General features: G+C 61.4%; 15 protein-coding genes. 3 read left to right on the top strand and 12 right to left on the bottom strand.

The window, feature by feature from the left end; all coding sequences use genetic code 11:
- Positions 1-657: 657 nt before the first annotated feature.
- The 4 genes from RB548_RS28415 to RB548_RS28400 all read right to left on the bottom strand — a co-directional run bounded on the left by RB548_RS28415 (position 658) and on the right by RB548_RS28400 (position 5,666).
- The gene (locus tag RB548_RS28415; protein ID WP_331377120.1) at positions 658-1,728 is read right to left on the bottom strand and encodes an IS110 family RNA-guided transposase; all 1,071 of its coding nucleotides are present in this window, start codon (positions 1,726-1,728) and stop codon (positions 658-660) included.
- 408 nt (positions 1,729-2,136) lie between these two features.
- Positions 2,137-3,114 carry a threonine/serine dehydratase gene (locus RB548_RS28410; RefSeq protein WP_331377091.1) on the bottom strand — a complete coding sequence of 326 codons (978 nt, stop codon included), beginning with the start codon at positions 3,112-3,114 and terminating at the stop codon, positions 2,137-2,139.
- Complete coding sequence (locus RB548_RS28405) at positions 3,114-4,106, bottom strand: ornithine cyclodeaminase family protein (RefSeq protein ID WP_331377090.1); 993 nt, start codon at positions 4,104-4,106, stop codon at positions 3,114-3,116. The genes RB548_RS28410 and RB548_RS28405 overlap by 1 nt, the downstream gene beginning before the upstream one ends.
- Positions 4,107-4,340: 234 nt before the next feature.
- Positions 4,341-5,666 (bottom strand): NAD(P)/FAD-dependent oxidoreductase, encoded by a 1,326-nt coding sequence (locus RB548_RS28400; protein ID WP_331377089.1) that lies wholly within the window; start codon positions 5,664-5,666, stop codon positions 4,341-4,343.
- A 236-nt stretch (positions 5,667-5,902) separates the two neighbouring features.
- Here RB548_RS28400 and RB548_RS28395 point away from each other — a divergent pair, with 236 nt between their 5' ends.
- Complete coding sequence (locus RB548_RS28395; protein WP_331377088.1) at positions 5,903-6,379, top strand: Lrp/AsnC family transcriptional regulator; 477 nt, start codon at positions 5,903-5,905, stop codon at positions 6,377-6,379.
- A 141-nt stretch (positions 6,380-6,520) separates the two neighbouring features.
- Here RB548_RS28395 and RB548_RS28390 read toward each other — a convergent pair whose 3' ends face one another.
- The 7 genes from RB548_RS28390 to RB548_RS28360 form a co-directional block, all read right to left on the bottom strand.
- Positions 6,521-8,176, bottom strand: a complete 1,656-nt coding sequence (locus tag RB548_RS28390; RefSeq protein ID WP_331377087.1) for an ABC transporter ATP-binding protein — start codon at positions 8,174-8,176, stop codon at positions 6,521-6,523.
- Positions 8,176-9,039 carry an ABC transporter permease gene (locus RB548_RS28385; RefSeq protein ID WP_331377086.1) on the bottom strand — a complete coding sequence of 288 codons (864 nt, stop codon included), beginning with the start codon at positions 9,037-9,039 and terminating at the stop codon, positions 8,176-8,178. Before RB548_RS28385 ends, RB548_RS28390 begins: the two co-directional genes overlap by 1 nt.
- Positions 9,036-9,986 (bottom strand): ABC transporter permease, encoded by a 951-nt coding sequence (locus RB548_RS28380; protein WP_331377085.1) that lies wholly within the window; start codon positions 9,984-9,986, stop codon positions 9,036-9,038. The genes RB548_RS28385 and RB548_RS28380 overlap by 4 nt, the downstream gene beginning before the upstream one ends.
- Positions 9,987-10,071: 85 nt before the next feature.
- Positions 10,072-11,682, bottom strand: coding sequence for an ABC transporter substrate-binding protein (locus tag RB548_RS28375; protein ID WP_331377084.1), 1,611 nt, complete (start codon positions 11,680-11,682; stop codon positions 10,072-10,074).
- A gap of 70 nt (positions 11,683-11,752) precedes the next feature.
- A complete protein-coding gene (locus RB548_RS28370) occupies positions 11,753-12,466 on the bottom strand; it encodes an HAD-IA family hydrolase (RefSeq protein ID WP_331377083.1) in 714 nt (237 codons plus the stop codon).
- 242 nt (positions 12,467-12,708) lie between these two features.
- Positions 12,709-14,085 carry an aspartate aminotransferase family protein gene (locus RB548_RS28365; RefSeq protein ID WP_331377082.1) on the bottom strand — a complete coding sequence of 459 codons (1,377 nt, stop codon included), beginning with the start codon at positions 14,083-14,085 and terminating at the stop codon, positions 12,709-12,711.
- A gap of 13 nt (positions 14,086-14,098) precedes the next feature.
- Complete coding sequence (locus tag RB548_RS28360; protein ID WP_331377081.1) at positions 14,099-14,935, bottom strand: GNAT family N-acetyltransferase; 837 nt, start codon at positions 14,933-14,935, stop codon at positions 14,099-14,101.
- Between the two features lie 314 nt (positions 14,936-15,249).
- Here RB548_RS28360 and RB548_RS28355 point away from each other — a divergent pair, with 314 nt between their 5' ends.
- Together RB548_RS28355 and RB548_RS28350 are read left to right on the top strand one after the other, a co-directional pair.
- Entirely contained in the window at positions 15,250-15,918 is a 669-nt protein-coding gene (locus tag RB548_RS28355) for a haloacid dehalogenase type II (protein WP_331377080.1), read from the top strand.
- Between the two features lie 16 nt (positions 15,919-15,934).
- A complete protein-coding gene (locus RB548_RS28350) occupies positions 15,935-17,209 on the top strand; it encodes an NAD(P)/FAD-dependent oxidoreductase (RefSeq protein ID WP_331377079.1) in 1,275 nt (424 codons plus the stop codon).
- Between the two features lie 397 nt (positions 17,210-17,606).
- Here RB548_RS28350 and RB548_RS28345 read toward each other — a convergent pair whose 3' ends face one another.
- Entirely contained in the window at positions 17,607-19,061 is a 1,455-nt protein-coding gene (locus RB548_RS28345; protein WP_331377078.1) for an NAD-dependent succinate-semialdehyde dehydrogenase, read from the bottom strand.
- Between the last annotated feature and the right edge of the window lie 12 nt (positions 19,062-19,073).

Raw genomic sequence — 19,073 nt, 5'->3', positions numbered from 1 at the left:
GTTCAGGCTTGGTTCTACCGTAGCGTTGTTTAGCGGGAAATCAACGCTATGCCCTCTTGTAGGGGAGAGGGGGCCGAACCACCCTTTCCCTCCCAAAGCAACAATGAGCGTACCAGGCGGAGGCTTAGCGCATCGGCCGAAGCCCGTTCGCGCACCGCTTGACCGGTTAAAAGGACCGCCGCAGGAGGTTCAGCATAGCGCCGGCGATCAGCCGGGAACCGGGACCGACTGGCCCCGGCAAGCGGTTCATTTTGATTTTCCATCTCTGGTGCCGGCGTTTCCCACGGAAAACCCTACAGCGCTCTCATGACGATCACGGATGAATGTGCACGTGTTTATTCTCGCATCAAAGCCAGCGCTGACGCAATATGACGACCTGGCTGGTGTGCTGCGCGACTGTCGCCTGACGACGATTGATCATGCACTCATCCGCGGATTGGTTACCGCACGACCCTGTTCCGTCGTGGACCTGCCTCCTTCAACCTGGCGGGCATCGGATTTCCTGCCCCAGCGCCGTATCGAGGATTGTCCTACGTCGATCAGACCGCGCAGCACGCCACCCAGGTCCTATGTCCTTCCCCTTAAATCCCAGCTTCCTTTCCCTGCAAACCGCGCGCTCCGGGCTGCGCAACCCCGACCAGCTTCGCCCTGTGCGCGCTACCCTCGAACCTCAGAGGTAACGACAGGCGTTTGCCGCGCGATATCCCAGATGAAGCCGGCAAGCTCTCGCGCGACCGCCGTGACGACTTTGACCGTCGGTTTTCCTGCCGCAGCCAGGCGCCGGAACTTGGCGCAAAGGCGTACCTGCGCTTTCCACGCAATCGCGTTGATCTCATGCGCGATTGCGGTGTTGCGCCGTCGCAATGCCAGTCCCTCCCTGGCGGGAAACCTGTAGTGCCATGCGGACTCGATTAGCATCGTGCGGGCAGCGGCATTGCCGGTCCGGGTGATCTCCCCACGCCTGATACTCTTTCCGGTCGAATGCTCGGCGGGAACAAGACCGAGCCATGCCATCAGCTGTTTGGGACTTGTGAAGCGATGGAGATCGCCGATCTCCGCCACAAGCGTCACGGCCGCAATCAATTTTACACCTCGCAAGGCCTGAAGCGCTTCGACGATCGGCGCTAGCGTCCAGCCCGAAACCGCCTCGGCCAAGACGTCTTCCAGCCGCTCGCAACATGCCTCGAGGTCGTGGATGCGTCGCTTGTATTCCTCGAAGACAAACTGCTGATGTGGGAACGCGAATGTCAGCTCGGCCAACCAGTTCCAGTAGGACTTGCCCCAGATCGATTTACCGGTGAACCGCCGGTCATGGCGCAACAGGAAACTCTTCAATGCCGCTTTTGCGGCGGAAAGGTCTGTCTTGGCCTGTCGGCGCGCACGCACGACGTCCCGGATCGCCTCATGGGCCTCATCCGGAACCCAGACGGCAACAAGTTCGCCGGCGCGCAACAGACGGGCCAGCATCTGGGCATCCCTGCGGTCGGTCTTGATCCGGTCGCTCGCGTGGCGCGGCATCGTAGATGGCGATATGACGGTACAGTCAATCCCGACTTTCCGGAGATAGCGATAGATGACAAACCCACAAGGGCCGGATTCGTAGCAGACGCAAAGCTCGAAACCGCCCTGGGCGATTTTCTTCAGCGCCGCGTGCAACGCTTCCGGTCGGTTCGCCACCGTGCCGAAATAGCGAACCTCCCGGTCGTTGCCTTCATCTGCCACCGCAATGGCGACCGTCTCCTAATGAACGTCGAGGCCGATGTACTTCCTTCCCGCCGACATGTGAGCTTCCTTTCTGTTGCTCGTCCACGAAGAGCACATTCAAAAAGCTCCGAACTCGGCGCAAGTGATCGTCATCGGGTCAACCTGGCGGGCGCGGGTTGCCTTCGGCTGCTCCGCTCCCGAGGCTCGCTGCGGCCGCTTATGCCGGCCATGCCGGCGCGGCTGGAAAACGCCTCCCACAATTCAGGTCGCGGCCTGGTGAACTTCTCAATAGGGTGGCAAGCGGTCGTCGCCAAGCTGATCGCCGAGTGACGTGTTCGGGCCGCATTCCGGACCGGCAGATCTTGCTTGGCGATGAGGATCTCAGACGTTCAACTGCGATCGGGGCGGTGAACTGACCGAAGCTGGAACTGATTACCCCGCTACATTGTATATCTCGGCAAGGTCGCGTAGATCCCAGTTCCCGCCAGACAACACCGCACAGACTTTTTCATCGGGCTTGACGTCTATGGTGCCCGCCAACAGTGCTCCGACGCCAATCGAGGCGGCTGGTTCAGCGATCAATTTCGCATCCTTGGCAAGAGCACGCATCCCGGCGATGATGTGCTCGTCTTCAACAAGAACAATCTCGTCCACATACTTTTCGATAATCGGATACGGGTTTTGACCCGGAACGCTTATCCTCAAACCATCCGCAATAGTGTTCTTTAAGGGAAGCGATGTGCGCTCCTTGTTTATCCGGCTGTGAAAATACTTCGGTGTCAAGGCAGGCTCTGCCCCGATAACGCGAACCGATGGTTTCGTTTCTTTTATGGCGGTAGCGATTCCCGAGATTAGGCCTCCGCCGCCCACGGGAACGATGACCGTATCTACATCGTCCAGGTCCTGCAGGATTTCACAGCCGATCGTTCCCTGACCGGCCATCACGATGGGGTCTTCAAAAGCGTGAACAGCCGCGTATTTGTTTTCTTCAGCGATTTCATACACCTTTTTCCATCTGGCGGCGGTGTCGCCATCGAAAAGAATGACTTCTGCCCCGAGGGCTTTGGTGTTCTCGATCTTGATTTTGGGTGTGGTGACCGGAAGGACCAATATCGCTTTTACGCCCAGCATCCTGGCGGCATAAGCAAGCCCTTGGGCATGGTTGCCCGACGAGGTCGCAATAATGCCGTTTGCGATCTCTTCTCTCGAGAGCGAAAGTGCCTTGTTTAGAGCGCCGCGAATTTTGAATGCGCCAGTAATCTGCAGGGTTTCGGGTTTGAGATAAAGCTGACAACCAGCCGCTTTCTCGATTTTGTCCGCACGCAATAGCGGCGTGTGCCTGACGTGCGGTTTCAGCCGTTGCTGAGCTTCACGGATGTCCTGAATGGTGGGGTAGTTGCGCATAGCCATCACTCAAAAAACTGAAAGAACGTGCCCACGTTATTGGCTATTGCGTTCTGATAGATTTTGCTGGCTGTCGTATTGTCTTGTATGGCCATCCCCGTGGAATCGAAAATCGTGATTTCGCCATCACTTTCTCGTCCCGGCTTCCTTCGCAACAATATCTCTCCGATTTCGCCATGGATGTCGCCTTTGGCGATGATGTTTCTATTCAGCGGGTGCCAGGTCTCGCCCTTTTCTGTGCATTGCGAAATCGAGTCGACGATGATTTTCGCGTTCCTGAAGAGCTCCGGATCCAGCTCCTGTTTGCCGCGTTGATCCGTACCGATTGCAACGATGTGTGTACCGGGCTTCACCCAATCCGCTTCCACAAGCGACCCTTTCCCGCGGGTCGTCGTAATCAAGATATCGGCCCGCTCAACGGCTTCTTTTTTGGAGTTTGCCATGATTACAGGAATGCCAAATTCGCTTTCGATATCCGTCTTGTATTTGGAAAGCGTATCCGGATTACTGTCCCATGCATGGATCTCTTCAATTTTCATGATCTCGTTGATCGCCCGAATTTGCATCCTTGCCTGATTTCCTGTCCCGATCGATGCGATCGTCCTGGCGTTTTTCCTCGCTAGGGCTTTGACGGAGACTGCTCCAGACGCCCCCGTTCTGAGGCCAGTGATCAAGCTTCCATCCATGATGCAAATCAACGCACAGCTCCTGGCATCAAACAGGAGAATGGTCCCCATGCCACTAGGCACACTGTGTGCTGTCGGGTTATCAATGAACCCACCAGAAGATGCTTTCATGGAGATCACTTCATTGGCTTTGTAGTAACCAAGCTTGAAGTCAATTTCCCCACGAGGCGATGGGAGATGCATCCCTATATAATCAGGTTGTTCCACCTGATCACTGTTAAAGGCTTTGTATGCCTCTTCCACCGCGCCGATGACTTCTTTCATACCGATTAGCCGCCTTACTTCATCCTTCTTAAGCAGCAGCGTTTTCATACATGACCTCTCGATTTTTGGCTTCATGGGATGCATCGGCACGGCACACCCTGTACCGCAATCACCATAGTGGGAGAGCGGGGAGGCTAGTGGCCGCATTCGCCGCGAGCTGAAGCATATTATTTTGTATCGCATAGGGGCTTTGGCAGAGAGTTGCGGCGGCGTCTTTCCGAGCTTAGGCGAAAGTGTTGGAAGAGGCGCTTGCCCAGATTGGTCCCCACGCGGGGACCTCATCTAAAAATCAGCGACTTTTCCCCAGGCAGCTTTTCGGAAGCGGTCCGGATGATAGGGGCGGGCGTCGACGAGTGGATCGTCACCGGTGACGATGTCTGCGATCAGGTGACCCGCGCCCGGACCGATACCAAAGCCGTGCCCGCTGAAGCCGGCGGCGAGGATGAATCCCGGTACGGCGGCGATTTCGCCGATGCCCGGCACACCGTCCGGCGTGCTGTCGATATAGCCCGCCCATGCGGCGGTGATACTGGTGTTCTTCAGGTCGGGCAGGAGCTCGAGTGCGCGGGAATGGGTAAGCCGAACGGTCGCCTTATCGACTGCAGGATCAAGGATGCGCATGCGCTCCATTGGCGTCGGGGCATCGAGGCGCCAGTGAGTCAGGCTCTCGTGACCGGAACGGAAGCCTTCGAGGCCGCCGGGTGCAAGGCTGCGCCAGCGCCGGGCGAACATCGGCAGAAACTGCGGCGCGAAACGCAATTGCTGCGGCGTCGGATCGACACGGCCGCGGCCGCTGATGGCTAGCGTGTAGCCGCCGTCCCCGCGGCGCGTCACCGAAACGGCGGCAGTATGCAGCGCATCCGGAAGGCCGATGGCGCCTGGCGAGACGGCAAGAATCGACGAGCGGACCGACGCCTGGGGAAAACGGATGCCGAGCTGCCGGCAGAAGCAGGAGGCCCAGGCGCCGCCGGCAAGGATCGCCGTCTTCGCACGGATAGTGCCATGCTCGGTGACGACACCGGAAAGGCGACCGCCTTCTGTCTCTATGCCGCGGGCGGCACAGGACTGATGCACGGTGCCGCCAAGCTTGAGGATCGCACGCGCGACCGCGGGTGCTGCACTTGCCGGATCGGCGGTGCCGTCGGTCGGCGAAAAGACGCCCCCCTTCCATGGCTTTCCGGTGGCGCGGCCGCGTTCGGTCGCCTCGGCACTGTCAAGCATATGCGTTGTGACGCCGAGCGTACGGGCAAAGTCGCGCCACCGGGCCCATCCGGCCAGTTCCTCTTCGCTATTGCTGAGGTAGAACAGCCCGCAACGTCGGAAGCCGGTGTCCTCGCCGCTCTCGGCGGCGAAACGCTCCCAAAGATCGAGGCTCTTCGTCGCCATCGGCAATTCGCGGGCGTCCCGGTTCTGCTGGCGGCACCAGCCCCAGTTGCGGCTCGACTGCTCCGCGCCGATCCGGCCCTTCTCGACGAGGGCTATCTTCAATCCGCGGCGGGCAAGATAGTAGGCCGCAAACACGCCGACAATGCCGCCGCCGATCACGACGGCATCGGCGTCTTCGGGCAACTGCGGCGTTGTGTTGATGAGTTTCAGCGGTGCGGGCATGGCGTGACCTCCGTTACGACCACAGTCTAGCGGCTTTGGCGCAACGGCGTTGCCGGACTGCGACTGCGCGCAGCAGAAGATTCCGTCTTGCAGGAGCAATGCCGTCCTTTCTGCTTTGGCCCATTGTGCCAAACGAAATCGACACGTCTCTCCAGTGTGTTAAGGTCATCGCTGGGAAAGTCGCAGCACAATCTGCTGCCCCCCGTTGGCCACATCAGCAAGGGGAAAGGCGCGCCATGAAACTCGACCGGATCGACATCAAGATTCTGTACGAACTGCAGAAGAATGGCCGCATCACCAATGTGGAACTCGCCGAGTTGGTCAACCTCTCGCCGAGCCCCTGTCTGATGCGGGTGAAGAAGCTGCAGTCGGAGGGTTACATTGAGGGCTATTCGGCGCAGATCAACGTCAGCAAGCTCGGGCAGACCCTAACGGTCTTCACCGAGATCACGCTGAAGAACCACCGGCAGATCGACTTTGCCCGGTTCCTGGCGGCGATAGACAAGGTCGACCAGGTGATCGAATGCCATCTGGTGTCCGGCGGCTACGACTATCTTCTGAAGTTTGTCACGGCCGGGATCGGCGAGTACCAGACGATCATGGAGCGCCTCACCGACATGGACGTCGGCATCGACAAATATTTCAGTTTCGTCGTCTTGAAGTCGCCGATCGTCAAGGCGCACATGCCGCTGACCAGCCTGTTTCGGTTATAGGATGCTCCGCGCCGCTCGCACGGGCTGGCGTGCGTCTTGGGAACGGGAATCTCGGGATCGCTGCGAGCGTCCTTCGCGCCGCTTGCGGCGAAAGCTGGCTGGCAGGCCGAGGAGAGGTGCCGCGGGGAGCGTGCCGGCGCCTTAGCGCCGGCAATAGGCCCGGACCAGCTCCGGATCCTGCTCAAGCGCGTCGAGCCAGGCGGGATCGAGTTTCGGCACCGACGAGAAGAGCAGTTGCGAATAGGGATGCGCAGGCGTCTTGACCTTCGCCGGCGTAATTTCCTCTACCTTTCTGCCGCCATACATCACAACAATCTCGTCGCAGATCGCCTCCACGACCGAGAGGTCATGGCTGATGAAGATGTAGGAAAGACCGAGCTCGCGCTGCAATTCCTTGAGGAGATCGATGACGGCGGCGGCGACAACCGTATCGAGCGCCGAGGTGATTTCGTCGCAAAGGATCAGCTTCGGGTCGGCGGCGAGCGCGCGGGCGAAGTTGACGCGCTGCTTCTGGCCGCCGGAAAGCTCGCCCGGGCGGCGATGACGCAGGTTGCGCGGCAGACGCACCATGTCCAGCAACTCGTCGATGCGTGCGCTGCGCGCCTTGGCATTCATTCGGTGATAGAAGGTAAGTGGCCGGGCTAAGATGTCCTCGACGGATTTCGCCGGATTAAGCGCGGTGTCGGCGTATTGGAAGACGATCTGCATTTCGCGCAGTTCATCGCGCGAGCGCTCGCGGGCGCTGCGACCAAGTTCCTTGCCGTCGAAGACGATCTTGCCGACAGCGGCCGGCAATATGCCGGCGATGGTGCGAGCGAGCGTCGACTTGCCGCAACCGGACTCGCCAATGATACCAAGATTGCGCCCCTTCTCTACCTTGAGACTGACATGCTCGACGGCGCGCACGAGGGGCAGGCCGTCGGCTTGGTTCTGGCCGTAGCCTGCGACGAGATTTTCGATTTCGAGCAGCGGGGCCGGACCGCCGTCGGTCGAGCCTGCAGCACCCCGCGGTTTCGGCTCGAAGGCGGCCAGCAGCTCGCGCGTATAGGGATGCTTTGCACCCTCGAGGATCTCTTCGGTCGTACCGATCTCCTTGGTCTCGCCGCCTTTCAAGACGACGATCCGATCGGCGATCTGGGCGACCACGGCGAGGTCATGCGAGACGTAAACGCCGGCGATGCCGCCCTTCTTCATGACCGACTTGAAGGCGCGCAGCACCTCGATTTGCGTCGTCACGTCGAGCGCCGTCGTCGGCTCGTCGAAGATGACGAGCTTCGGGTCGCCGATCAACGCCATCGCCGCTGAAAGCCGCTGCAACTGGCCGCCGGAAACCTGGTGCGGATAGCGGCTGCCAATCGTCTCGGGCTCTGGCAGCGACAGCGCCCGGAAGAGATCCACCGCGCGGGCGCGCGCCTCGTCGGACGACATGATCCCATGGATGCGGGTGACCTCGATCACCTGGTCCATGATCGTGGCGGCCGGGTTGAAGGCGGCGGCGGCGGATTGCGGCACATAGGCGACCTCGACGCCGCGCACCCTGGCGCGCTGCTTTTCGCTGAGCGTCACCATGTCCTTTCCGGCGACGGAGACGCTGCCGCCGGAGATGCGACAGCCGGGGCGGGCATGGCCCATCAGCGTGAGCGCGATCGTGGTCTTGCCGGAGCCGCTTTCGCCGATCAGCGCCACGATCTCGCCTTCGGCGATGTCGAAGCTGACGCCGTTAATGATCTCGACGCGGCGACCGGAATCGGTGGTGGCTTCGACCTTCAGGTCGCGGATTTCTACGAGATTGACCATCATTCGCTCCGATCGCGGATCTTCTTGGGCAGGTTGTCGATCAGCAGGTTGACGCTGATGGTGAGGCTGGCGATCGCAAAGGAGGGTGCCATCACCGCCGGTGCGCCAAAGGGCAGGCCGCCGATGTTCTCGCGCACGAGAGCCCCCCAGTCGGCATAGGGCGGCTGGACGCCAAGGCCGAGGAAGGAGAGGCCGGAGAGCAGGAGAACGATGAAGACGAAGCGGATGCCTAAGTCGGCAAGTACCGGCCCGACGATGTTCGGCAGGATTTCCGAGCGGATGAGATAGAGGGTGCTTTCGCCGCGGATGCGGGCGACGGTGATGAAATCCATCGCGTTGATATTGACGGCAAGTGCGCGGGCGAAACGGTAGGCGCCGGGGATGTAGATCACCGACAGCGTCAGGATCAGCACGGGAATGGAGGAGCCGACGGCAGCGACGACCACGAGGCCGAACAGCTTGCTTGGGATCGAATTGAGGGCGTCGAGGAAGCGGCTCAGCACCGTGTCGAGCCAGCCGCCGTCGACCGCTGCGATCATGCCGAGCACCACGCCGCTGAAGCAGGCGATCGTAACCGCCGCAAGCGAGATGCCTACCGTATAGCGGGCGCCCATCAGGATTCGCGAGAGCATGTCGCGGCCGAGATAATCGGAGCCGAGCCAGAAGTCGCGGCTCATCGGGCCGAAATAGTCGAGGTCGACGATTTCGCCCACCGGGTAGGGGATGATCAGCGGCGCGAAGATCGCGATCAACGCCCACAAAAGGATAACCGCGAGACCGATCATGCCGATGATGTTGAAGCGATAGCCGAGCCGGGTTCTGGACATCCGGTCAGACTTGGTCTCAGAACTGGTCATTGTCATCGGAGCCTCGGATTGGAAAGGATGGCGATGATGTCGGCCGTCGTGATTAGGAGCAGGTAGCCGAGGCAGAAGATCATCGCGCAGCTCTGGATCAGCGGCAGGTCGCGGGTGGCGACGGCGTCCACCATCAGCTTGGCAATACCTGGATAGTTGAAGATCGTCTCGACGATGATGACACCGCCGAGCAGGTATGAGAGCGAAAGCGCGACCGCGTTGACGATCGGTCCCAGCGCGTTCGGCAGCGCGTGCCGAAATACGACGCGCGGCCGCGAGGCGCCCTTAAGCAAGGCCATCTCCACATAGGGTGTGTTGAGCGTCTCGATCACCGCTGCCCGGGTCATACGGATCATTTGCGCCGAGATGACGAAGGTAAGGGTGATCACCGGCATGGCATAGATACGCAGGAGGTCCGTCAGCGACGTGACTTCATTGGCGAAGGAGAGGGCCGGAAGCCATTTCAGATAGACGGCGAAGATCAAGACCGCGGAGGTCGCTATCATGAATTCCGGCACGGAGATGACGCCGATCGTCAGCACGGTGACGGCGCGGTCGTACAGCGAGCCACGTAGCATCGCCGCGGTGATGCCGAGCGTCAGCGCGATCGGCACGGAGAAGAGCGCGGTGACGCCCGCGAGCTGCAGCGTGTTAACGAAGCGCCCGCCGATTAGATCCGCGACCGGCATCTCATTGGCATAGGAAGTGCCGAGGTCACCCTGCAGCAAGCCGACGATCCAGCGCAGGAAACGGAAGATCGCCGGCTCGTCGAGATGCATGGCCTTGCGCAGACCTTCGACGGCCTCCGGGGTGGCGGCCTGGCCGAGCAGGATCGTCGCCGTGTCTCCCGGCAGTAGAGTCGTCGCAAAGAAGACGGCGAAGGAAACGATCACCAGCGTGATCAGGGCGATGAGCAGCCTGCTCAGGACAAGCGATAGGACACGGTTGTTCACGCGCGTTCCCTTTCGGGATTCGAGATTTCAAAACCAAAGGGTCGGAGCTGCGGCGGCGCGGCTGCAACCCCGACCGTTCGCTTCATCAGGCTTCGAGCCAGACATACTCCGCGAAGGCATAACCCATCTGGCCGCCAAGCGGGTTGGCTTCCAAGCCCTTGAGCTTGGCGGTGATCGCGTCGACATTGGAGATATAGGCCGGAATGATAGTGCCGGCCTCGTTGGCGACCATCACCTGCATCTCGTTGTAGATCGCCTTGCGCTTCTCCTGGTCGAGCGAGCCGCGCGCCTCGATCAGCATCTTGTCGAACTTCTCCGACTTGTACTGGCTCTCGTTCCACGGCGCTTCCGAAGTATAGAGCAACGAGAACAGGATGTCCGGTGTCGGACGCGGGTTGATGTTGCCGAAATGAACCGGCGCCTTGAGCCAATAATTGTCCCAATAGCCGTCGGCCGGAACGCGTTGAACGTCAAGCTTCAGGCCGATCTCGGCGGCGGAGGCCTGGATGATCATTGCCATGTCGATCGAGGAGTTTGCCGCCTCGGAAGCGATCACAGGGATTGACTGGCTGAGGAGACCGGCCTTCTCGAAATGGAATTTCGCCTTCTCCGGATCGAACGCCCGCGGCTTCAGGTCGCCATTATGGTAGAAGTTGGCCGGCGAAACCGGCTGGTCGTTGCCGACTTCTCCGAGGCCGCGGAGCGCTGACTTGACGATCTGCTCGCGATTGACCAGGTACTTCATGCCCTCAACGAAGTCCCGTTTGCTGCCGGGCTCCATGTCCATGCGTATGTTGAGATTGGTGTAGTTGCCCGAAGTGGTCTTCGACAGGACGAAGCCGTCGCCTTGACTCTCGACCAGGCGCATCGAGCGCGGATTGATCGTAGCGGCCAAGTGGATATCGCCGGAGAGCAGCGCATTGACGCGGGAGCTATCGTCGCTGATCGCGAAATATTCGAAGGAATCGACGTGCGGGCCGGACTTCCAGTAGTTCTTGTTCTTGATGCCGACCGAGCGCACGCCGGGCTCAAAGACTTCTCTCACGAAAGCGCCGGTGCCGTTCCCCTTGGAGAAGTCGGTGGTGCCGTCGGCGACGATCATGAAGTGATGCATCGAGAGGATGGTCGGCAGATCGGCGTTCGGATTGGCGAGCATGATCTCGACCGTCTGCTTGTCGACGGCCTTGAAGCCCGTCATCTGCGCGGCGATCTTGGCGACCTTCGAACCGACGGACGGATCGAGATGGCGTTTCAGCGAGAAGATCACATCGTCGGCGGTCAGCGGCTTGCCATCATGGAAAGTGACGCCGCTCCTCAGCTTGACCGTCCAGGTCTTCGCATCCTTGGACTCGATCGCCTCGGCCAACTCCATCTGCGGGGTGCCGCTTTTATCGAGGAAGGTGAGACGGTTGTAGAAGGAGCAGCAGCGGACATAGTCGGTGGAGAGCGATGCTTTGGCCGGGTCGAGCGTGTCGGCGGTCGAGGACGACCAGCCGGCCGCCTTGAGCGCGCCGCCGGAGACCGGCGCCGCAGCAACAGCATGGGAGGCGCGGCCGAGCACGAGACTGCCGGCGGAGAGGGCAACGCCACCGGCGAGCATCATCTGCAGCAGTTCACGGCGTGTCGCTCCGCGGCGGATGGCGTTTTCGACCATGGCGTCGTCGGATCCGGTCCAATTGGTGATTTTGTCGTTCATGTCATTCCCCTTTTCGTCTGTTGGCGGGCTGCCCGTCTTCCGTGGGCTTGGACCCGATCCGGTGAACTGGTCAGCTACGTGCGACGGCCACAGCATCGGCAAGGCCGGCCATGGAGGTGAAATGGTAATCGGGCTCGGTGAATTCGGAGGGCTCGATCGTCCCGCCATAGCCCTTCTGAGTGTGGCGACGCTCGATCCAGCAATTGGTCAGCCCAAGCTTCCGTGAAATGCCGATGTCGTGGTACTGGCTCTGGGCGACGTGCAGGATGTCGTCCTTTGAATTTCCTTCCGAGTCGACGAACTCGAAGACCTTCTCGAAGAAGACTGGGTCCGGCTTTTCGGTGCCGGTATCGTCCGCGGTGAAGGCGGCGTAGAAGGGATTGCCCAGCTCCTTGGCGAAGAAATCGAAAGCCCAGCGGCGGGCATTGGTCATCGCGACGAGCCGGTAGTTCTTCGCAAGGCCCGCCAGCGCGTCGGCGCTGTCGGCGAAAGCCTTCCAGTTCGTCGCCGAGTCCCTGAGACGCTCGCCACATTTCCGTTCGGCCGGGAGGCCGAGCTTAGGTGCGATCTCGAGATAGACGCGTACAAGGTCGTCCGGGAAGAGATCGGCGTCTTTTGAGTAGCGCGCCGCTCGGTAGAGGCTCAGCGCCTCCTCGCCGTCGATCGCCACATCGGCCTCGGCGGCGATACCGGCGAGACAATCCTTGAGGCCGCCTTCAAAGTCGATCAGGGTGCCGACGACGTCGAAGGTCATGTATTTGAATTCCGGAAGGTTCTTGCGCACGTCGAAATCCCCAGTTTTCGCGTTCCGGGCCGGAACGCTGACTTCTTGAAGAAGAATATTCTGTTCCCGTCGGCGGGATATTTTCCCCGCTCTTGTTGGAAAGGGCCGCATTTGCTGGGATCCGGCCGCTTTTCTTCGTTGAGTTTGGCAGCTATGCCGCGCCGGAGTCTCCGAAAAGGCGCCACGGCGCGGCACAAAATTTCGAATATGACGGTTCCGCGATATATCGCGTCCCGTGTCCATCAGGCCTTCAACGCCTGGCGGACATCTGGATCTTCCAATGTCTCGTCGAGCGTCGCACGAGTGCGCTCGACGATCGCGTCGATCTCCGCTTCGGTGCAGCAGAGCGGCGGCGCGTAGCCCAGCACGCCGTTGGCGAAGGCGCGAATGACGAGACCGTTTTCCCAGGCACGGTCGAAAATGCGGCGCGCCGGCTCCGCGGCTGCCGGCAACGGGGTCTTCCTCGCCTTGTCGACGACGAGCTCAATGGCAGCCAGCATCCCGCGGCCGCGTACATCGCCGACGAGCGGGTGGTCCCTCAAGCTTTCGAGACCTTCCATCAGCCGAGCACCGGCCTTGACACCGTTTTCCAAGAGGCCGTTCTCGTAGAGCTTCAGCACCTCGAGGCCGACAGCGGCGCTGACCGGATGCGCCGAGTAGGTGTAGCCGTGGCCGACGGTGGAAGCGCCGGCGCCGTCGGCGATCGTCTGATAGACGTGGTCGGCCATGAAGACGGCCCCCATCGGCACATAGCCGGACGTAAGGCCTTTGGCCGTGGTGATGAAATCCGGCACGATCTCGTCCTCGGTTGAGGCAAAGAGCGGCCCGGTGCGGCCGAAGCCGGTGATCACCTCGTCGGCAACGAAGAGAATGCCGAGTTCGCGGCAGAGCTCGCGCATCGCCTTCATCCAGCCCTTAGGCGGGACCAGCACGCCGCCTGAGCCCTGAATCGGTTCGGCATAGAAGGCGGCGACGCGCTCGGGACCGATTTCCTCGACCTTGCGCCGGAGTGCGGCCAGCGAGGCCTCGATGATCGCCTGCGGGTCTTCACCGACCCGATTGCGGTAGGCATAGTGGGACGGAATTTTGTGCTGCCAGTCGAAGGGAATGCCGAAGCCGGCATGGAAGGCCGGTAACGCCGTCAGGCCGGCGCCGACGGTCGATGAGCCGTGATAGCCCTGTTCGACCGAGATGAACTGATCGCGTTGCGGCTCGCCACGGGCAATCCAATAGTAGCGGATGAAGCGGATGGTGCTGTCGACGGCGTCGGAACCACCGAGCGTGAAATAGACGTGGTTGAGATCGCCCGGCGCGCGCTCCGCAAGCTCCGAAGCGAGCCGGATCGCGGGCTCGGAGCCGAGTCCGAAATAGGCTGTGGCGTAGGGAAGCTCGCGCATCTGGCGGGCCGCCGCTTCGACGATCGCTTCATGGCCATAGCCGGCATTGACGCACCAGAGACCGGCAAAGCCGTCGATCAGTTGCTTGCCCGATGCGTCGGTGACCGTCGCGCCCTTGGCCGAAGCGAGCACGCGTACGCCGAGTTTTTCATGGCCGCGATAGGAGGCAACCGGGTGGACGAGGTGGGCGCGATCGAGTTCTATGAGGGAATTGCTGTACATGACGATCTCCGGATCAGCCGAGCGCCTGGTTGGCGAGGGCGAAGGTAGTAGCGGCCGCGTCGGCGGCGCGTTGAATCGGCGGCTTCATCATGGCGACGCCCCCACCGACATGGGCGAGCCCATTTTCGGCAAGCCAGGGCGAAATGGCCGCGTCGGCAGTGGTGTCGACCCGGAGAAAACGGCCGGGTCTGAGGGCGATGAAATGCCGAACGAGCGCCTTGGCGTCATTGCGGCTGCCGGCCACGACGGGGCCTATGACTTCACCGCGGCCAAAGGGGCGGATGGCGCCGAAGCCGGAGACGTGGCCGTTCCGGCGGGTCACCGCGAATGCGCCGACCTTGGCGAGATAGGCCACCAGCTCTTCACGGTCGGCGCCGAACGCGAGGCGGTCGAGCGCGACGATCGCTTCGATGTCGGCCGCGGCCGCAGGCTCCGTTTCCCCGGGCGCGGGGATTTCTCCGACGATGCCCTGATGCTGCAGCACGCGACCAGTCTCGCGGAAGCCGAGCTTTTCATAGAGCGGCAAGCCCTCGGTCGTCGCCACGAGTCTGAGCGGGCGATCGCCCGCGAGCCCCAACGCGGCATCCATCAGCTTGCGACCGAGGCCGCGGCCGCGCATCGTCTCGTCGACTATGACCATGTTGATGGTCGCGCAATCCGCCTTGTACAGTGTAACAAGCACGGTGCCGACGACCCGGCCGTGTTCGACCGCGACCACGCCTTCGCTCAAGGCGAGCGCCATCTGCCAGTCTTCTCGCCGATGCGGCCAGCCCGCCTGCCGGGAGAGCTCGACGGCGGCTTCCAGATGCTCAGGCTCGAAAGCGGCAATATCGATCTGACTTGTCTGCATGGCATTTCCTTCATTTCCTGCCCGCAAGTCTGAAGGAGTGCCGCCCGGCAGATCGTCTGAAGGCTGTGGTGCGCGCGGTATCTTATAGCTTTGCTCTTGGCGGCCGCCGCATCTTATGCTGGCAACAACGGCGTCGGGGGATGTCGGAGCCGGAAAAGCCTATGCGGGCCGGACGTGTCGCGCAACCTTCTGCCAAAGCCGCCTTTCGATACGATAGAATCTGCTTCGAACGCCGCCAAATCAGGCGAGGCGCGGACGGGGCCGGGCCTATGATCCTTACACATACCCGGTCCCGCTCTCTCAAGGATATGCACATGACGACCTTCCGTCCGAAATACATCACCTTCGACTGCTACGGCACGCTGACGAACTTCCAGATGGCGGAAGCGGCGCGCGACCTCTATGGGGAGCAACTCGACGAGGCGCGCATGGCTGAATTCATCAAGAATTTCGCGGCTTATCGCCTGGACGAGATCCTGGGCGACTGGAAGCCCTATGTGGAGGTGGTACACAACTCGCTTGAACGGACCTGCAAACGCAACGGCATTAAATTCCGCGATGAAGCCGCGAAGGTGGTCTATGCGCGCGTTCCGACCTGGGGTCCTCATGCGGACGTGCCGGCGGGGCTCGCCAAGGTCGCCAAGGAAATACCCCTGGTGATCCTCTCGAATGCGATGAATTCGCAGATCATGTCGAATGTCGAAAAGCTCGGCGCCCCGTTTCATGCGGTCTACACTGCCGAACAGGCGCAGGCCTACAAGCCCCGCTTCAAGGCCTTCGAATACATGTTCGACATGCTGGGCTGCGGCCCGGAGGACATTCTGCACTGCTCGTCCTCCTTCCGCTACGACCTGATGTCGGCGCATGACCTCGGCATCAAGAACAAGGTGTGGGTCAATCGTGGCCACGAGCCGGCCAACCCCTATTACGGCTACGTGGAGATTGCCGACATCTCCGGCCTGCCGGGCGTCGTCGGGCTCTGAGAGAAGGCGCATCGCCATGAAATTCCTGTCCTACTGGCACGACACCGCCCCGGCCTTCGCCGGGGCTGCTCAGAGTGCGGTCGATGGCCATTTCGACGTCGCCGTTATCGGCGGCGGCTTCACCGGCCTCGCTGCTGCTCGGCAGCTCGCCAAGGCTGGCGCCAAAGTCGTCGTGCTGGAGGCGGAGAGGGTCGGCTGGGGCGCCTCCGGCCGCAATGGTGGGCACCTCAACAACGGACTTGCGCATAGCTATCTGGCGGCCAAGGCGGAGCTCGGCAAGGAGCGGGCGATCGCTCTTTACAAGGCGCTCGACGACTCGATCGACACGATTGAGGCGTTAATCGCGGACGAGGGAATCGAGTGCAGTTTCCGCCGCGCCGGCAAGCTGAAGCTCGCCTCCAAGCCCCAGCATTTTGACGCCATCGCCCGCAACTTCGAAGCCGTGCACGCGGAGGTCGATTCCGATACCGCGCTTCTCAGCGCAGACGACCTGAAGCAGGAAGTCGGCGCGCCCTTCTTCGGCGCCATGCTCTCGAAGAAGAGCGCAATGATGCATATGGGCCGCTACGTCGTCGGCCTCGCCGAGGCGGCCCAACGCCACGGCGCCACGATCTTCGAGCAGGCGGCCGTAACAGAACATCGACAGGCGGGCAGCCGTCATCACCTGAAAACACCGCGGGGCAGCGTCAATGCGGATGCAGTGCTTGTCGCCACCGGCGCCTACACGCCTTCGACCTTTGGCTATTTCCGCCGCCGCATCATCGCCGTAGGCAGCTTCATAATCGCCACCCGACCGCTGACAGCGGCGGAGATCGTGGCGACCATGCCGGGTAACCGCACCTGCGTCACGTCGATGAACATCGGCAATTACTTCAGGCTTTCACCCGACAACCGCTTGATCTTCGGCGGCCGCGCCCGCTTCTCGGCGACATCCGACCAACAGTCGGACGCGAAAAGCGGCGCCATCCTCAAGGCAAGCCTCGCCGAGATCTTCCCGCAACTGGCCCATGTCGAGATCGACTATTGCTGGGGCGGCCTCGTCGACATGACCAAGGACCGCTTCCCCCGCGCCGGCTATCACGATGGCGTCTGGTACGCCATGGGCTATTCCGGCCATGGCGCGCAGCTTTCAACACATCTCGGCATGATCATTGCGGACGCGATCCTCGATCGGCCGGACCGAAATCCGCTGGAGGGTCTCGAATGGCCTGCGGTGCCAGGACACTTCGGCAAGCCCTGGTTCCTGCCGCTGGTCGGCATCTATTATAAGATGCTGGACAGAATCCAGTAATGAAGAAGGGTGCGGACCGAGTAGGTGCCGCGTTCTTTTGCTTTCAGATTTAGAGCCGCATCCGAACGGACTGTGGCGGCACAAAAATCCGGAAAGCTTGCAAGTGCCAAAGTCGCCCGAACTCAACGATGCGCGAGCGGGTGCTGGTTGGGCGGAAAATCGCCCTTGCTCCGTTGTGGGGGAGATGTCCGGCAGGGGCAGAGGGGGAGCGGGCATGTTAGCCCCGCGGCGATTCTATCAGGTCGGATTCTGCTCTAGCTAAACCTGCATGTGATGGTTGCATTGCAGAATAGAAAAAACCTGAAGCGCTTCACACGCTTCAGGTAAGGAAAGTAGGGCCGGCCTCGGAATCGAACGCACTACGATTTTGCATCGACCAATCCCAAATCGCTGGGATCTATCCCAGCCCACCAATGTGAAAGCTCTTCATCTCGAGATACTCCTCGATGCCGATTTGGGCGCCCTCTCGGCCAAGGCCGGATTGCTTGACCCCGCCGAAGGGGGCGACTTCGGTGGAGATGGCGCCGGTGTTGAGACCGACCATGCCGAATTCGAGCGCTTCCGCCACGCGCCAGGAGCGCTTGAGGCTTTCCGTGTAGAAATAGGCAGCTAGGCCGAACGGCGTGCCGTTGGCGATCGCGATCGCCTCTTCTTCCGTCTCGAAACGGAAGAGCGGGGCAACGGGGCCGAAAGTCTCTTCGCTGGCGAGCAGCATGTCGGTCGTGGCACCGGTCAGCACGATCGGGGCGGTGTATTGCCTGCCCTCCGGCAGCGATTTGCCTCGCGCCGCGACCTTCGCCCCTTTGGCAAGCGCGTCCTCGACATGGCGGTTGATCTTCTCGATCGCCGCCTCGTTGATCATCGGGCCAATCGCAATGCCGGGCTCTATGCCTGGACCGACCTTCATCGCGTTGACGCGAGCAGCGAGCTTCTCCGCGAAGGCGTCGTAGACGCCGGCCTGCACCAGGATGCGGTTGGCGCAGACGCAGGTCTGCCCGCCATTGCGGAATTTTGATGCGATCGCGCCTTCAACCGCGAGATCGAGATCGGCGTCGTCGAAGACGATGAAGGGGGCATTGCCGCCGAGTTCGAGGGAGAGACGCTTGATGCTGTCTGCGGCACCACGCATCAGAAGCGACCCGACACGCGTCGAGCCGGTGAAGGAGATCTTGCGAACCGTCTCGTTCGCCATGAACTCATTGCCGATTGCCGTCGGCATGCCGGTCTCGATGTTGATGACGCCGGCCGGAATACCGGCGCGCTCGGCAAGCACGCCGAGGGCGAGCGCCGAAAAGGGCGTGAATTCCGAAGGCTTGATGACCACCGTGCAGCCGGCCGCCAACGCAGGTGCCACTTTGCGGGTGATCATCGCGTTCGGGAAGTTCCATGGCGTCACGATGGCGCAGACGCCGACCGCTTCCTTCAGCACGACGATGCGGCGGTCCGGCGTCGGCGAGGGGATGGTGTGGCCGCCGATGCGCCGCGCTTCCTCCGCGAACCATTTGACGAAGGAAGCGCCGTAGCGGATCTCGACGCGCGCTTCGTCGAGCGGCTTGCCCTGTTCCATCGTCAGCAGCAGCGCGAGATCCTCGAGATTTTCGATCATCAGCGCATACCAGCGCTCGAGCAGCGCGGCGCGTTCAGCATGCGTCTTCTTCTTCCAGGGCCCGAAGGCGGCATTCGCCGCCTCGATCGCGGCGCGGGTTTCGTCCGTTCCCATGTCCGGGACGGTGCCGAGGACCGCCTGGCTGGCCGGCTCGATCACCTCGACGACCAAACCAGAACCGGCATCGATCCACTCCCCGCCGATCAGCCCGGATTGCCGGAAAAGTTCGTTGTCCTTCAATTTCATGTGCTGTCCCTC

The sequence above is a fragment of the Sinorhizobium chiapasense genome, from assembly GCF_036488675.1.
Lineage (GTDB): Bacteria > Pseudomonadota > Alphaproteobacteria > Rhizobiales > Rhizobiaceae > Sinorhizobium > Sinorhizobium chiapasense.
This window is presented reverse-complemented; position numbering and strand designations above follow the sequence as displayed.

Excerpts from the sequence above, each read along its gene's own strand:
- RB548_RS28410 (WP_331377091.1), bottom strand. The coding sequence starts at position 3,114 with ATGGCTATGCGCAACTACCCCACCATTCAGGACATCCGTGAAGCTCAG.
- RB548_RS28405 (WP_331377090.1), bottom strand. The coding sequence starts at position 4,106 with ATGAAAACGCTGCTGCTTAAGAAGGATGAAGTAAGGCGGCTAATCGGT.
- RB548_RS28400 (WP_331377089.1), bottom strand. The coding sequence starts at position 5,666 with ATGCCCGCACCGCTGAAACTCATCAACACAACGCCGCAGTTGCCCGAA.
- RB548_RS28395 (WP_331377088.1), top strand. The coding sequence starts at position 5,903 with ATGAAACTCGACCGGATCGACATCAAGATTCTGTACGAACTGCAGAAG.
- RB548_RS28390 (WP_331377087.1), bottom strand. The coding sequence starts at position 8,176 with ATGGTCAATCTCGTAGAAATCCGCGACCTGAAGGTCGAAGCCACCACC.
- RB548_RS28385 (WP_331377086.1), bottom strand. The coding sequence starts at position 9,039 with ATGACAATGACCAGTTCTGAGACCAAGTCTGACCGGATGTCCAGAACC.
- RB548_RS28375 (WP_331377084.1), bottom strand. The coding sequence starts at position 11,682 with ATGAACGACAAAATCACCAATTGGACCGGATCCGACGACGCCATGGTC.
- RB548_RS28365 (WP_331377082.1), bottom strand. The coding sequence starts at position 14,085 with ATGTACAGCAATTCCCTCATAGAACTCGATCGCGCCCACCTCGTCCAC.
- RB548_RS28360 (WP_331377081.1), bottom strand. The coding sequence starts at position 14,935 with ATGCAGACAAGTCAGATCGATATTGCCGCTTTCGAGCCTGAGCATCTG.
- RB548_RS28355 (WP_331377080.1), top strand. The coding sequence starts at position 15,250 with ATGACGACCTTCCGTCCGAAATACATCACCTTCGACTGCTACGGCACG.
- RB548_RS28350 (WP_331377079.1), top strand. The coding sequence starts at position 15,935 with ATGAAATTCCTGTCCTACTGGCACGACACCGCCCCGGCCTTCGCCGGG.
- RB548_RS28345 (WP_331377078.1), bottom strand. The coding sequence starts at position 19,061 with ATGAAATTGAAGGACAACGAACTTTTCCGGCAATCCGGGCTGATCGGC.